The sequence below is a fragment of the Rhizobium sp. NLR8a genome (assembly GCF_019685235.1).
In the GTDB taxonomy this organism is placed as follows: domain Bacteria; phylum Pseudomonadota; class Alphaproteobacteria; order Rhizobiales; family Rhizobiaceae; genus Rhizobium.
The window spans coordinates 185,993-201,397 of the sequence record NZ_JABDWI010000006.1 but is presented as its reverse complement, the minus strand read 5'-3'; the positions used below and the strand labels follow the sequence as shown (position 1 = coordinate 201,397).

Sequence of the window (15,405 nt, the reverse complement as noted above, 5' to 3'; positions counted from 1 at the left end):
GCTACGCGAGGCGGCTTTCTTACGCCGCCTTTGGCCAACTCAGATAATAGTAGTTCGAGCCGATCAGCCCGAAGAAGGCATTGCTGTCGTTCGTCTGATCGACATAGCTGCCGTTCTCCTTGACAAAGGCGCCGTCGGAGCCGCGCTCCAGATGCGCATCGAGGAAATCGCTCCAGCCGCTGACATTGATCGCCTTGCCGGCCTCGCTTTCCGTGTCGGCCTCATCCGGATCATCGACGTCCCAGGCGCGGATCGACACGCCCTGCTTCGGATCGGAGATGGAGAGCGTGCCTGTTTCGAGCGCAGCCAGCATGTCATGAGCCTTGCCGCTTTCGCCTTCGGCCGCGGCCGCTTCCTGCAACTGGTGCTTCAGCATCGACATGAAGGAGGCGCTGGTCACATCGGCGCGGTCGTCGGTCGTGTCGGTCTCGTCGGAAGTATCGCTTTTGGAGGAAAGCGTGTCGAGCAGCCCCGACAGCGCCTGATTGGAAAGAAGCGACGCTGAGCTCGAATCGAGTCCGTAGCTGCTCAGAATGCTGGCGGCCGACGAACTCCGGGTATCCTCCGAGCTTTCATCGGAGCTCCGAAGATTCTTCAAGGCGTATTGAGCCGAAACCATCCTGGTATTATCGAGTGCAGAAACCATTTGAATAATCCTTGTCGATCATTCGCGGCGGCTCCTCCTGAGCCCGCGTCCGGCTTAAGCTTCACCCTCCGGCATTGCTCAAGGCTTGCGTCGCATTCCGCCGCGTCAAGCGGTCGCACCGGCAAAGGAGGTCCCGCCGGACGCGCCGCGCACAATAAAAAACTCCGCCGGAAGGGGCGGAGTTCGTCTCTTCATCAGCTATCTGAGGCGCGATCAGTTCGGCAGGACGGTCGAGCCCATCAACGCCTCGTCGATGGCGCGTGCCGCCTGGCGACCTTCGCGGATCGCCCAGACCACCAGCGACTGGCCACGGCGCACATCGCCCGCCGTCCAGAGCTTGTCGACCGAGGTCTTGTAGTCGCGGTCGTTGGCGACGACATTGGTCGAGCCGCGCTTGTCGGTGTTCAGCGTCAGCTTGCCTTCGAGCTCCTTCAGCACGCTTGTCGTGAACGGGCCGCGGAAACCGATGGCGATGAAGGCGAGATCGGCGCGGATGACGAATTCCGTGCCGGCAACCGGCCGCCGGCGCTCGTCGACCTCGCAGCACTTGACGCCCGTCAGCACGCCGTCTTCGCCGATGAATTCGAGCGTCGCGACCTGGAACTCGCGCACGGCGCCCTCGGCCTGCGAGGAGGAGGTGCGCATCTTCGTCGCCCAGAAGGGCCAGACAGCGAGCTTGTCTTCCTTTTCCGGCGGCTGCGGCCGAATGTCGAGCTGGGTGACCTTGACCGCCCCCTGGCGGAAGGCCGTGCCGACACAATCCGAAGCCGTATCGCCACCGCCGACGACGACAACATGTTTGGCGCCGGCCAGGATCGGGTCCGACGGCCAGCCGACACTGTCGATATTCTCGCGCCCGACACGGCGGTTCTGCTGCACCAGATAGGGCATCGCATCATGCACGCCTGCGAGGTCGGCGCCCGGAATGCCCGCCTCGCGCGGCGTCTCGGAGCCGCCGCAATAAAGGACGGCCTCGTGGTCGGCCAGCAACTGTTCGACCTTGACGTCGACGCCGACATTGACGCCGCAATGGAAGGTCACGCCCTCGCCCTTCATCTGCTCGACGCGGCGGTCGATGAAGTTCTTCTCCATCTTGAAATCGGGAATGCCGTAGCGCAGCAGGCCGCCCGGCTTGGTCTCGCGCTCATAGACATGCACCTCGTGGCCGGCGCGGCCGAGCTGCTGGGCAGCCGCCATGCCGGCGGGGCCGGAGCCGACGACGGCGACCTTCTTGCCGGTATGGACCGTGGCCGGCTGCGGCCTGATGAAGCCGAGTTCATAGGCCTTGTCGGCGACCGCCTGCTCGACCGTCTTGATGGCGACCGGCGCATCCTCGAGATTCAAAGTGCAGGCTTCCTCGCAGGGAGCCGGGCAGACGCGGCCGGTGAATTCCGGGAAGTTGTTGGTCGAATGCAGGTTCTGGATCGCCGCTTCCCAGTTGTTGTTGTAGACGAGGTCGTTCCAATCCGGAATCTGGTTGTGAACCGGGCAGCCGGTCGGCCCGTGACAATAGGGAATGCCACAGTCCATGCAGCGCGCGGCCTGTTTTTGCACTTCCGGGTCCGACATCGGGATCGTGAACTCGCGGAAATGCCGGATGCGATCCGACGCCGGCTGGTACTTCGCCACCTGCCGGTCGATTTCCAGAAATCCTGTAACCTTACCCATTTCTTCGTCCCTTACCCTCATGACCGCCTCACTGCGGCCAGTTGTCTGTCGTCAGTCCCCGGCAATCCGGGCGGGTTGCTTCTCTTGACCGTCATTGGAACAGATCTCCTGAAGGACGCCGCGCGATCCGGACGGCTTTCCGCCGTCGTCATGATCATCACGAGTCATCGAGATGTTTCCGTCATCCGCCACCTGCGATCGGCAGGTGGCGGATGCTCCGGTTCAAATCATTCCGCGGCGATGCCCATCCGGCTGCGCTCCATTTCCTCGAGCGCACGACGGTATTCGACCGGCATGACCTTGCGGAACTTCGGGCGGTAGTCGGCCCAGCTGTCGAGGATCTGCTTGGCGCGGGCGGAGCCCGTATAGTGCAGATGATTGGAGATCAGCTGGTAGAGCCGCTCCTCATCGTGGCGCGTCATGTCACCTGAGACGTCGACACGTCCCTTGTGCATGAGATCGCCGCCGTGATGATGCAGCTTCTCCAGCATGTCGTCCTCCTCCGGCACTGGCTCGAGTTCGACCATCGCCATGTTGCAGCGGCTGGCGAAATCGCCGGCTTCATCGAGCACATAGGCGACGCCGCCGGACATGCCGGCCGCAAAGTTGCGGCCCGTGGCGCCGAGCACGACGACAACGCCGCCGGTCATGTATTCGCAGCCATGGTCGCCGACCCCCTCGACAATGGCGATCGCACCGGAGTTGCGCACGGCAAAACGCTCGCCGGCGACGCCGCGGAAATAGCATTCGCCCTCGGTCGCGCCATAAAGCACGGTGTTGCCGACGATGATCGAATTTTCGGCGACGATCCGCGAGTTCTCCGGCGGCCGAATGATGATCTTGCCGCCCGAAAGTCCCTTGCCGACATAGTCGTTGCCGTCGCCGATCAGGTTGAAGGTGACGCCGCGCGCCAGGAAGGCGCCGAAGCTCTGCCCCGCCGTACCGCGAAGCGTCACGTTGATTGTATCTTCCTTCAGCCCGCGATGGCGGTAACGCTTGGCGACTTCGCCCGACAGCATCGCGCCCGCCGAACGGTCGACGTTCTTGATGCCGACCTCGAAGGCGACGGGCGTCTTGTCCGTCAGCGCCGGCTGTGCCTGGTCGATCAGAACGCGGTCGAGAATATCGTCGATCGGATGCTGTTGCCGGCTCGTCCAGAAAGTCTCTTCCTTGGCGGCATCGACCTTGTGGAAGATGCGGCTAAAATCGAGGCCCCTGGCCTTCCAGTGCGCCAGCATCTCATCCTTCTCCAGCAGCTCGGATGCGCCGATGATGTCGTCAAGCCGGGTGAACCCGAGCGAGGCGAGAATTTCGCGCACTTCGTTGGCGACGAAGAAGAAGTAGTTGATGACGTGCTCCGGCGTGCCCTTGAAGCGCTTGCGCAGCACCGGATCCTGCGTCGCTACGCCGACCGGACAGGTGTTGAGATGGCACTTGCGCATCATGATGCAGCCGGCCGCGATCAGCGGCGCGGTGGCGAAACCGAACTCGTCTGCGCCGAGCAGCGCCCCGACGATGACGTCGCGGCCGGTCTTGAGGCCGCCGTCCACCTGCAGTGCGACACGCGACCGCAGGCCGTTCAGCACCAGCGTCTGCTGGGTTTCGGCAAGGCCGATCTCCCAGGGGCTGCCGGCATGCTTGAGCGAGGTCAGCGGCGAGGCACCGGTGCCGCCGTCGAAGCCGGCGACGGTGATGTGGTCGGCGCGCGCCTTGGCGACACCCGCCGCAACCGTGCCGACACCGACTTCGGAAACCAGCTTGACCGACACGTCGGACGTCGGATTGACGTTCTTCAGATCGTAGATCAGCTGCGCCAGATCCTCGATTGAATAGATGTCGTGATGCGGCGGCGGTGAGATCAGGCCCACACCCGGCGTCGAATGACGGGTCTTGGCGACCGTCGCGTCGACCTTGTGGCCCGGCAGCTGACCGCCTTCGCCGGGCTTGGCGCCCTGCGCCACCTTGATCTGCAGCACGTCGGCATTGACCAGATATTCGGTGGTGACGCCGAAGCGGCCCGAGGCGATCTGCTTGATCGCCGAACGCTCCGGGTTCATCGAACCATCGGAGAGCGGCATGTAGCGGTCGGACTCCTCGCCGCCCTCGCCGGTGTTCGACTTGCCGCCGATCCGGTTCATGGCTATCGCCAGCGTCGTATGCGCCTCGCGGGAGATCGAGCCGAAGGACATTGCCCCCGTCGAGAACCGCTTGACGATATCGGCGGCCGGCTCGACCTCATCGATCGAGACCGGCTTACGGCCGAGCGCCTCGGCGCTCTTGATCCTGAAGAGCCCGCGGATCGTGTTCATGCGCAGCGCCGAATTGTTGACCATCTCGGCGAATTCGCGGTAGCGATCCTCGGCATTGCCGCGCACGGCATGCTGAAGAGCTGCAACCGCATCCGGCGTCCAGGCATGGCTTTCGCCGCGCATGCGGTAGGCATATTCGCCGCCGATATCGAGCGTTGTCGCCAGCAACGGATCCTTGCCGAAGGCTGCGGTATGGCGCGCGACGGTCTCTTCGGCGATCGCTTCGAGGCCGATGCCTTCGATCATCGTCGCCGTTCCGAAGAAATACTTGTCGACCAGGTCGGACGAGAGGCCGATGGCGTCGAAGATCTGCGCGCCGCAATAGGACTGGTAAGTCGAGATGCCCATCTTCGACATGACCTTGAGGATGCCTTTGCCGACCGCCTTGATGTAGCGGTAGACGATTTCGGAGGCATCCACTTCCTTCGGGAACTCGCCCTTGGCATGCATGTCGAGCAGCGTGTCGAAGGCGAGATAGGGGTTGATCGCCTCGGCGCCGTAGCCGGCGAGCAGGCAGAAATGATGCACTTCGCGCGGCTCACCGGTTTCGACGACGAGGCCGACCGACGTGCGAAGCCCCTTGCGGATCAGGTGATGGTGGACGGCAGCCGTTGCGAGCAGCGCCGGAATGGCGATTCTATCAGGTCCGATCTGGCGATCGGAAAGCACGATGATGTTGTAGCCGCCCTTGACGGCCGCTTCCGCGCGTTCGCAGAGTCGGTCGAGCATCTCCGGCATGCCGGCAGCGCCGCGTTCGATATCATAGGTGAAATCGAGCGTCTTGGTATCGAAACGGTCTTCCGTATGGCCGATCGAGCGGATCTTTTCGAGATCGCCATTGGTCAGGATCGGCTGACGCACTTCCAGGCGCTTGGCATTCGCCATACCCTCATGGTCGAGAATGTTCGGACGCGGGCCGATGAAGGAGACGAGGCTCATGACGAGCTCTTCGCGGATCGGATCGATCGGCGGGTTCGTCACTTGCGCAAAGTTCTGCTTGAAATAGGTGTAGAGCAGCTTGGGCTTTTCTGACATCGCCGAGATCGGCGTATCGGTGCCCATCGAACCGATCGCTTCCTGACCGGTCGTCGCCATCGGCGACATCAGGATCTTGGTATCCTCGGTCGTATAGCCAAAGGCCTGCTGGCGGTCGAGCAGCGATACATCGCGGCGCAGCGCCCGCGGTTCCACCGGCTTCAGGTCTTCGAGGATGAGTTGGGTGCGGTCGAGCCAGCTGCGATAGGGATGCGCCGTCGCAAGCTGCGACTTCACCTCGTCATCGGAGATGATGCGGCCCTCTTCCATGTCGATCAGCAGCATCTTGCCCGGCTGCAGGCGCCACTTCTGGATGATCTTTTCTTCCGGAACCGGCAGCACGCCGGCCTCGGACGCCATGATGACACGGTCGTCATCGGTGACGAGGTAGCGCGCCGGCCTGAGGCCGTTGCGGTCAAGCGTGGCGCCGATCTGCCGGCCGTCGGTGAAGGCGACCGCCGCCGGTCCGTCCCACGGCTCCATCAGCGCGGCGTGATATTCGTAAAATGCCTTGCGTTCGGCCGCCATCGACTGATTGCCGGCCCAAGCTTCCGGGATCAGCATCATGACGGCATGGGCGAGCGAGTAGCCGCCGCGCACCAGGAATTCCAGCGCATTGTCGAAACAGGCCGTGTCCGACTGTCCCTCGTAGGAAATCGGCCAGAGCTTGGAGATGTCCTCGCCGAACAGCGGCGAAGAGACCGAGGCCTGGCGCGCCGCCATCCAGTTGACGTTGCCGCGCAGCGTGTTGATCTCGCCGTTATGGGCGACCATACGATAGGGGTGGGCGAGCTTCCACGACGGGAAGGTGTTGGTCGAGAAGCGCTGATGCACGAGAGCGACCGCGCTTTCGAAACGCGGATCCGACAGGTCCTTATAATAGGCGCCGACCTGATAGGCCAGGAACATGCCCTTGTATACCACCGTCGCCGACGACAGCGACACCGGGTAGAAATTGCTCTCCTCACCCTCGAACTCGTCATAGATCCGGTTGGAGATGACCTTTCGCAGCGTGAACAGCCGCCGTTCGAATTCGTCGTTGTTTTCGGCATCTTCCCCAGCGCCGATGAAGACCTGCACATGATGCGGCTCGGTCGCGGCAATATCAGGCGCCTTGGAAAGCGAGGAATTGTCGACCGGCACGTCGCGGAAGCCGATGAAGACCTGGCCTTCCTCGACGATGACGTCCTTGATCACCTTCTTGAAGTGCTCGATCTGCTTTTGGTCGCGCGGCATGAAGATATGGCCGACGCCATATTCGCCAACCGGCGGCAAGGTAATGCCCTGCGCCGCCATCTCCTCGCGGAAGAAACGGTCGGGGATCTGCACCAGGATGCCGGCGCCGTCACCCATCAGGGGATCGGCGCCGACGGCGCCGCGATGCGTCAGGTTTTCGAGGATGAACAGGCCGTCCTTGACGATCTGGTGCGACTTCTCGCCCTTCAGATGGGCGACGAAGCCAACGCCGCAAGCGTCATGCTCGTTGGCAGGATCGTAAAGCCCCTGCTTCTTCGGCAGGCCGGACGCGGATTTGGACGTCTTGGCCGTCGCGCGCACCTCTGCAGCAGCAAACCGGTCAAATTCCATGGATGGCGTCTTCGTCATCGTCTTTCCTCCTGTCGAAGCCCGCGGGGCCGCGGGCGGCTCTTCGTCTCGCGCCGCAACCCGAAAATAGGTCCGTCGCATGACAGCGCTGTTGCATTGTGAAGATCGGCCGCAGACATCTGCTTTAAGGGAAAGCAAACCGCCGCGTTCCGCGCCTGCCATTCGCCTCCGCGCGCCGCCTGGGGCTTGACGCTTGGAAGAACTATAGCGTGAAAGCCCGTCGCTGCCAGGGTTTTCGGCGCCTCTTCGGCCCCAGGGGCCAAAAATAGGACAGCAACACTGTCCTAATTCACCAGTTCTATGCCAGAAACGATCCCGGTCCGCAAGAGCGTTACGTTAAAAAACGTGATTTTGCGAAGGAAGATTGCCAGATAAACCCCATTAGAGAAATAAAATTACGCATCGACGCGTCATTCTTTTTATTGATTGCGTAATTCAATTTTCGTGATGCATCAGGGGCGATAGCCTTGATCCCGTGAAGCTTTGGCGTAAGGTCCGCTTCGAAACCTCCCAACTCTCCGTCCACTCCCCCACGGTCTTAGCCATGTTCTTTGCTTCCGATAATTGGGCCGGCGCCCACCGTTCCATTGCCGAACGCCTGCTTGCGGAATCGGCCGGCTTTGCTCCGGCCTATGGCGCCGGTGATCTCGACAAAAAGGTCGAGGCCCGCTTCTGCGAGATCTTCGAGCGTGAGGTTTCCGTTTTCTTCGTCGCCACCGGCACGGCCGCCAACTCCCTGGCGCTGGCGAGCGTCCAGCGCCCCGGCGGGATTACCTTCTGCCATTCGGAAGCCCATGTGATCGAAGATGAATGCGGCGCGCCGGAATTCTTCTCCGGCTCCGCCCGCCTCATGGCCGTCGACGGCGAAGCCGGCAAGATCGATCCGGCAAAGCTTTCGGCAAAAATCGCGCACTTTCCCGAGGATGCCCTCCGTCATGGCCGCGCCAGCGCTGTGACCATCACCCAGTCGACCGAGATCGGCACCGTCTATTCACTGCCGGAGATCGGCGAGATCGCCGCCATCTCGAGGAAGCGCAACCTGCCGCTCCACATGGATGGCGCCCGCTTCGCCAACGCGCTGATCGCACTCGATGCCACCCCTGCGGAGATGACCTGGAAGCGCGGCGTCGACATGCTGTCCTTCGGCGGCACCAAGAACGGCTGTTGGTGCGCGGAGGCGATCGTCTTCTTCAATCCGGATCAGGCAAAGGAAATGCCCTTCATCCGCAAGCGCGCTGCCCAGCACTTCTCCAAGTCGCGCTTCATCGCAGCCCAGTTCGACGCCTATTTCGAAAATGGCCTCTGGCTCGATCTCGCCCGCCATTCGAACGCCATGGCCGACAGGCTGCGCGCCGGTATTGCCGCCAGCAGCGCCGGGCGCCTCGCCTGGCGGACCGCGACCAACGAGGTCTTTGCCGTCATCAGCAAGAGTGCTGCAAGAACAGCAGAGGAAAAAGGCGCGAAATTTTATGAATGGCCGGCGCCTGCGGCAGCACCCGAACTCGTTTCTGAAAGCGAGAGCTTGATCCGCCTCGTCACCAGCTTCGCAACCACGGAAGCAGACGTGGATGGCTTCCTGAGGTGCCTGGCCGCCTGATCGACGACCGGACGAGCCTGCCTGCCGGTCAGGTTTCCCCGTGACGGCTGTGGGTCATGCGGACCTCAGCCCCCTGACCTTTTGGAGAATATCGTCGGACAGTGCCGAGACCAGCGCCTGATCCGCACCCTTGCGCGGCACCAATACGAATTCCACATCCTCGAGCACCGGCAATTTTCCCGCAGCAACTTCTTTCAGCCCGGACGGAGCCATACTGCGCGGCTGCACCAGCATGCCCATTCCGGCTCGCGCCGCTGCCGTCAGCCCGCTCAGGCTGCCGCAAGTGCAGACGATCCGCCACGGCACGCCATTGCGCCCAAGTGCTTCCAGGGCGATCGCCCGTGTCACGCTCGGCGGTGGGAAAGCGATCAGCGGTAATGGACCGGAGGCGAGCACTCGTTCAGGATCGCGCGCCAGCCAGACGAGCGGCTCGCGATAAACCAGTTTTCCGCGCGCATCGCCAAGCCGGCGCTTGGCGAGCACCAGATCGATTTCGCCATTATCCTGCATCTCATAAAGCACGCCTGAAAGCGCCACCGTCAGTTCCAGGTCGACGGACGGGTGCGAGCGAACGAAATCCTCCAGCACTGCTGGCAGCTGGCTGGTGACGAAATCCTCCGACACGCCGAGCCGGAGGCTGCCGCGCAGGCTGTTGCTCTTGAACAGCGCCTGCACTTGCCCCTCGATCGAAAGCATGGCGCGCGCATGCGAAAGCAGCGCCTCGCCGTCACCGGTGAGCATCACCTTGTGGGTGTCGCGCGCGAGCAGCTTGCGTCCGAGCGCCGCCTCCAGCCGCTGGATATGCTGGCTGACCGTCGATTGCCCGAGGCCCAGCCTTTCCGCAGCAAGCGTGAAACTGCCCATCTGTTCGACGGTAACGAAACTGCGCAACTGCGCGAGGTCCAGCATAATCCAGCATCTCGATAACTGTTATTTCTTGCATCCTGGATCATAATGGACGACAGAACAACGGTTACTTTATTGCTGCGAGACCGTCATGCGCCGCTTTCTGCCAGATACGTTCACGATCCTGCTCGTCTGCACCGTCATTCTCGCCTCCCTGTTTCCGGCGAGCGGCAGTTTTGCGGATTATTTCGGCGTCGCCACCGATATGGCCATCGCGGCGCTGTTTTTCCTGCACGGCGCGCGCCTTTCCCGTGACGTCGTCATTGCTGGTCTGCTGCACTGGCGGCTGCATCTCGTCATCCTGCTGACGACGTTCGGCATCTTCCCGCTGCTCGGGCTCGGACTCGGCTTCATCCCCGACGCGATCCTGCCACGGCCGCTTTACCTCGGCATCCTCTTCCTTTGCGTGCTGCCGTCGACGGTGCAGTCGTCGATCGCCTTCACCTCGATGGCGGGCGGCAATGTGCCCGCCGCGATCTGCTCGGCCTCGGCCTCGAACATTTTCGGCATGTTCCTGACGCCGCTGCTGGTCGGCCTGCTCTTTTCCGTCGGCGGCCATGGCGGCTTCTCCTTCGACGCGCTTCGGCAGATCCTGCTGCAGCTGCTTGCACCTTTCATCGTTGGCCAGATCCTGCAGCCCTGGATCGGCGATTGGATTCGCGCCAAGAAGAAGATTCTCATGCCGGTCGACCGCGGCTCGATCCTGATGGTGGTCTATCTCGCCTTCTCGACGGCGATCGTCGAAGGACTGTGGCACACTTTCTCGATTGCCGACATCGCCGTTGTCGTCGTCGCCGACGTCGTGCTTCTGGCGTTTGTTCTTGTCTTGACGATGTTTGGCAGCCGCTGGCTGGGATTCGACAAGGCTGACGAGATCACCATCACCTTCTGCGGCTCGAAAAAGAGCTTGGCAAGCGGCGTTCCGATGGCAAACGTCATCTTCGCCGGCCAATCGATTGGGGCGATCGTGCTTCCGCTGATGCTCTTCCACCAGATTCAGCTGATGGTCTGCGCCGTCATCGCCCAGAAATATGCCGCAGCAGCAGCCCGGCGCGTAACGGAACAGCAAATGAAGGACGCCGCCAGCCCGGCCTGAACGCCAATAAGATGTTCGGCAATAAAAAAACGGCGCCCCGATCGGAGCGCCGTCCATTGTCCCTGAAGGACAGCTGTTAACCGTTGACGACCTGCGCCTCGATCGCCTTCGGAGCCTCGACCGGCTCGGCGGCAATCGTGATCTTGCGGGGCTTCATGGCCTCGGGAATGTTGCGCAGAAGATCGATGTGAAGCAGGCCATTCTTCAGCGAAGCGGCTGACACCTCGACGTGATCGGCAAGCTGGAAGCGGCGCTCGAAGGCGCGCTTGGCAATGCCGCGATAGAGGAATTCGCCGCCTTCAGCGGTTTCCTCGTTCTTTTCACCCTTCACGGACAGCACATGGGCATGAGCTTCGATCGAAAGCTCGGTCTCGTCGAAGCCGGCGACCGCCATGGTGATGCGATAGGTGTTTTCACCGGTGCGCTCGATATTATAGGGCGGATAGGTCTGCGCCTGCTCCGGCTGAGCAAGGCTGTCGAGCATGGTGAAGAGGCGGTCGAAACCGACCGTCGAACGATAGAGGGGAGAGAAGTCTACGTGACGCATGATGTCCTCCTAGGGAAGCGACGTGTTGCGATAAGGTGCCCTGAAACCCCATCTTGGCGGTCTCGGGACGGTTGCGCGGGCCCCTTTGGCACCCGCAGGATGGAGATGGTGACGCGATTCGAGGAGTTCAAGACCTTTTCGAGGCCCCCTCGGCCGACCGTGAACCGCGCGTGAACGGCCGGTTCGGAAGGCGTTCAGACATGCCTGCCTAGAAATGACGATGTCGGGTGACACTGGCCCCGATGACTGAAGTGCATCGTCCCTTCTTCTTCAGTCTAAACTTGGGCCGGCCGCGAGCGCCCTCACGCTCCCGCCGGCCCTTTTTCCCCCGCTTTCCAAGCCGGGCGCCATGCGCTATCCCTGATAGGGAAGCATTCAGCAGCGGCGCATAGGTAAGTGATGGATCAGGTTCTCTATTCGACGCCCGACAATCCTGCCCCGGAAAACCGCACCGAAGGGTTCTTCGAAACCCATGACGGTCACCGGCTGCGTTACGCCGTTTTCCGTTCTGGCGCCCAGGTCGCCAAGGGCACGGTCGTCATCATCCATGGCCGCAACGAATATATCGAAAAATATTTCGAGACGATCCGCGACCTGACAGGGAAAGGCCTCTGGGTCGCGACCTTCGACCTACGTGGCCAGGGCGGTTCGTCGCGGCTCCTGAAGCGCCGCAATCACGGCCATATCCGCCGCTTTTCCGATTACGAGCGCGATCTCGACACCTTCCTCGAAAAGATAGTGCTGCCGGATACCCGCCTGCCGTTCTACCTGCTCGGCCATTCCACCGGCGGACTGATCGCGCTGTCGGCCGCCCCCTATCTCACCACCCGCATCGACCGTATGGTGCTATCGGCTCCCTTCATCGGCCTGACCGGCCAGTCGGCCTCGCCCCGCGTCATCCGCACCCTCGCCGGCGCGCTGACGGCCGCGGGCCTCGGCTTCATGCCGCTGACTTCGAAGCTGAAGGAGTCGGAATTCCACGACAATCCGTTGACCTCAGACGAAACCCGCTTCGAGCGCAATATTGCGATGATGAAGGCCCATCCGGAACTGACGCTCGGGCCGCCGACGGCCCGCTGGCTGACCGAAGCCTTCCGGACCATGGACCGGGTCACCTCGCCCAACCATCTCTTCTCGATTACCATCCCGACCATCGTCATCGCCCCGACACGTGATGGCGTCGTGCCCTACACGGCACAGGAGCGGCTCTCGCGTTATTTCCGCGCCGGCCAGCTGGTGCCGATCAACGGCGCCCGCCATGAGATCTTCCAGGAACGGGATATTTATCGCGCCGCGGCGCTGGCGGCCTTCCACGCCTTCATCCCCGGCAGCGATGCCGAGGAAAATCATGATGTCGCCGCCCTCGGCACGTGAGCCGGATCAACCGAGCCGCCAGTGGAATCGGCCTTGCCGGCCTGGGGCATCGGCTTTGCCGAGCCCGGGTTCAGCGCTGCAGGATGGCGATTGCCTGCTCGTAGACCGCGCGGCTGCCGGCGGCGATGATCGAGCCGCCGTTTTCCGGCCGTTCGCCGTCCCAGGTGGTGATGATGCCGCCCGCCCCCTCGATGACGGGAATGATGCCGCCGACGTCATAGGGCTTCAGCCCGTTTTCGATGACGAGATCGATATGGCCGGCGGCAAGCAGCGCATAGGCATAACAGTCGCATCCATAGCGGAAGAGCCGCACCTGCCCCTCGATCTCCCGATACTTCTCAATCTCCCCGCCGGCGAAGAGATGTGGCGAGGTCGTGAACAGAATGGCGCTCGAAAGCGCCTCGCACTGGCGGGTCACCAGCCGCCGCTCACCCTCCGGCCCGGTATAGATCGAGCCGTTCTCGTCGGCGAAATAACGTTCTCCGGTAAAGGGCTGCTCTATCATGCCCATGATGGCCCGGCCTTCCTTCTGCAGGCCGATCAGCGTTCCCCAGACCGGCACGCCCGATATGAAGGCGCGCGTGCCGTCGATCGGATCAATCACCCAGACATAGTCCCGGTCGAGCCCGACATCGCCGTGCTCCTCGCCGAGAATGCCGTGGTCGGGGAAATTCTCCTCGATCAGCGCCCGGATGGCGAACTCGGCCGCCCGATCGCCTTCCGTCACCGGATCGAAGCCGGAAGAAAGTTTATTCGTGACATCAAGGCCGGAGCGGAAGCGCGGCAGCGTCTCGGCGCGGGCGACCTCCGCCAGACGATTGAAGAATGAACGGTCAGGAAGCATTGTGACACCGTTTGGCTGGCGGGAATGCGCTTTCATAGCGAAAACGAGCGGGAATGCAAACGAAGCGGGCAACGTGAGGCGAATTGCCCAAAGATATCGCAGCGCAATATATTGCTTGACATTTGTGCAATGCAATAGTAGCGTCGTCGTTACAGTCTTCTGACTGTAAATACCCTCCTTGGGTGTTTCCTCCCTAGACTTAGCCGCGCTGACAAGCGCGGTTTTTTTTGACCTGGGGAGGCAGGTCGAGAATCAGGAAAGCAGTTTACTCGGCGGCCAGCGCTCGATCGCCGGCGAATTTTTCGACATAATCCGCCATCTGCCGCATGAAGGCCGCGACGGCGTCGGCCACCGCGGCGAAATCCTCGCGCTTCTCCAGCGTCACCTCGTCGACATAGATCGCCCGGTTCACTTCGATCTGCAGCGCGTGCAGACCGCGCGAGGGACGGCCGTAATGCTCGGTGATGAAGCCGCCGGCATAAGGCTTGTTACGGATCGCCGCGAACCCCATTTCCTCGAGGATGGCGATGGCGGCGCGTGAAAGTTCGGCCGAAGCGCTGGTGCCGTACCGGTCGCCGACGATGAAATCGGGCCGCGTGGTGCAGCCCGCGACCCGCACATTGCCGGGCATCGAGTGGCAGTCGATCAGAACGCCGAAGCCGAACTGCACATGGGTGCGGGCGATCAGCCGGCGCAGCGCCGCGTGGTAGGGTTTGTAGACTGCCTCGACCCGATCGAGCCCCTCCTGCACCGGCAGCCGCCGTGCGTAGATCTCCATGTTCTCGGCAACGATGCGCGGAATGGTCCCGAGTCCGCCGGCAACCCTCAGGGAATTGATGTTGGCATAGGGCGGCAGCAGCCCGTCGAACATCCTGGGATCGAGCTCGTAGGGCTCACGATTGACGTCGAGATAGGCCCGCGGAAAATTGGCGGCGAGCAGTGGCGCGCCCAGTTCGACGGCCGAGCCGAACAGCTCGTCGACATAGTGGTCCTCCGAACGGCGGATCGCTATGCCTTCCAGCCTCGATTGGGCGATGAATTCCGGTGGATAAATTCGGCCGCTATGGGGGGAGTTGTAGACGAAAGGAATGGTCTGCGACACGGGCTCATGGACCTCAAAAAGCTCGTATTCGCGGATTTCCGGCACTTTCGGCCCTCTTTACCATGTCATGAACTGACTGCTTTGTTCATGTTGCCAGTTGCCCGCCCTCAAGTCCATACTATGTAGAAGGGATGACCATCACGCACAGGCAATTCACCGGTTGTTTACCGGGCAAAGACTAGTGTAGACGGCTGGCAGCCCACCCAAAACCTATTGATTAGCGGTCTGGATTGATGACTCAGAAGATACTTCTCGCCGAAGACGACAACGACATGCGCCGTTTCCTGGTGAAAGCGCTCGAAAAGGCCGGCTACAAGGTCCTTTCTTACGACAATGGCGCCAGCGCCTATGACCGGCTGCGCGAGGAGCCATTTTCCCTGCTGCTGACTGATATCGTCATGCCCGAAATGGATGGCATCGAGCTGGCGCGCCGGGCCACCGAACTCGATCCCGATCTGAAGGTGATGTTCATCACCGGTTTTGCCGCCGTGGCGCTGAACCCCGATTCGAAGGCGCCGAAGGATGCCAAGGTCCTTTCCAAGCCTTTCCACCTGCGCGACCTCGTCGACGAGGTCAATAAAATGCTTGCCGCGTAAGGCTTGTCGGGCGGCGCGTCACAAAACTGAAAAAAGCCTATTGACGGCTCCGAAGGTTTTGTGATCTATGCGCCGCCATC

11 protein-coding genes are annotated in these 15,405 nt (G+C 62.0%); 4 read left to right on the top strand and 7 right to left on the bottom strand.

Features of this window, described 5'->3' with window-relative positions:
* Positions 1-19: 19 nt before the first annotated feature.
* From HJC04_RS13250 to gltB, 3 genes are all read right to left on the bottom strand, one after another.
* On the bottom strand, positions 20-646 hold the full coding sequence (locus HJC04_RS13250; protein WP_210629857.1) for a hypothetical protein: 627 nt from the start codon (positions 644-646) through the stop codon (positions 20-22).
* 213 nt (positions 647-859) lie between these two features.
* Positions 860-2,314, bottom strand: coding sequence for a glutamate synthase subunit beta (locus HJC04_RS13245; RefSeq protein WP_210629856.1), 1,455 nt, complete (start codon positions 2,312-2,314; stop codon positions 860-862).
* Between the two features lie 227 nt (positions 2,315-2,541).
* Positions 2,542-7,263 (bottom strand): glutamate synthase large subunit, encoded by a 4,722-nt coding sequence (gene gltB / locus HJC04_RS13240; protein ID WP_221146422.1) that lies wholly within the window; start codon positions 7,261-7,263, stop codon positions 2,542-2,544.
* Positions 7,264-7,807: 544 nt separating this feature from the next.
* Here gltB and HJC04_RS13235 point away from each other — a divergent pair.
* Entirely contained in the window at positions 7,808-8,860 is a 1,053-nt protein-coding gene (locus HJC04_RS13235) for a low specificity L-threonine aldolase (RefSeq protein ID WP_221146421.1), read from the top strand.
* A gap of 54 nt (positions 8,861-8,914) precedes the next feature.
* On the opposite strand, the gene HJC04_RS13230 is transcribed toward HJC04_RS13235, so the two are convergent.
* Complete coding sequence (locus tag HJC04_RS13230; protein WP_210629853.1) at positions 8,915-9,769, bottom strand: LysR substrate-binding domain-containing protein; 855 nt, start codon at positions 9,767-9,769, stop codon at positions 8,915-8,917.
* An 88-nt stretch (positions 9,770-9,857) separates the two neighbouring features.
* Here HJC04_RS13230 and HJC04_RS13225 point away from each other — a divergent pair, with 88 nt between their 5' ends.
* Positions 9,858-10,862 carry a bile acid:sodium symporter family protein gene (locus HJC04_RS13225; RefSeq protein WP_210629852.1) on the top strand — a complete coding sequence of 335 codons (1,005 nt, stop codon included), beginning with the start codon at positions 9,858-9,860 and terminating at the stop codon, positions 10,860-10,862.
* 76 nt (positions 10,863-10,938) lie between these two features.
* Here HJC04_RS13225 and HJC04_RS13220 read toward each other — a convergent pair whose 3' ends face one another.
* The gene (locus HJC04_RS13220) at positions 10,939-11,409 is read right to left on the bottom strand and encodes an Hsp20 family protein (protein ID WP_210629851.1); all 471 of its coding nucleotides are present in this window, start codon (positions 11,407-11,409) and stop codon (positions 10,939-10,941) included.
* A gap of 399 nt (positions 11,410-11,808) precedes the next feature.
* On the opposite strand from HJC04_RS13220, the gene HJC04_RS13215 reads away from it, so the two are divergent.
* A complete protein-coding gene (locus HJC04_RS13215; protein WP_221146501.1) occupies positions 11,809-12,783 on the top strand; it encodes an alpha/beta fold hydrolase in 975 nt (324 codons plus the stop codon).
* Between the two features lie 70 nt (positions 12,784-12,853).
* Here HJC04_RS13215 and hisN read toward each other — a convergent pair whose 3' ends face one another.
* Both hisN and HJC04_RS13205 read right to left on the bottom strand, forming a co-directional pair.
* Positions 12,854-13,627, bottom strand: a complete 774-nt coding sequence (gene hisN, locus HJC04_RS13210) for a histidinol-phosphatase (protein ID WP_210629849.1) — start codon at positions 13,625-13,627, stop codon at positions 12,854-12,856.
* 265 nt (positions 13,628-13,892) lie between these two features.
* Positions 13,893-14,774, bottom strand: a complete 882-nt coding sequence (locus tag HJC04_RS13205; protein WP_210629848.1) for an N-formylglutamate amidohydrolase — start codon at positions 14,772-14,774, stop codon at positions 13,893-13,895.
* Positions 14,775-14,962: 188 nt separating this feature from the next.
* On the opposite strand from HJC04_RS13205, the gene cpdR1 reads away from it, so the two are divergent.
* A complete protein-coding gene (gene cpdR1, locus HJC04_RS13200; protein WP_003542883.1) occupies positions 14,963-15,325 on the top strand; it encodes a response regulator CpdR1 in 363 nt (120 codons plus the stop codon).
* Positions 15,326-15,405 lie beyond the last annotated feature (80 nt).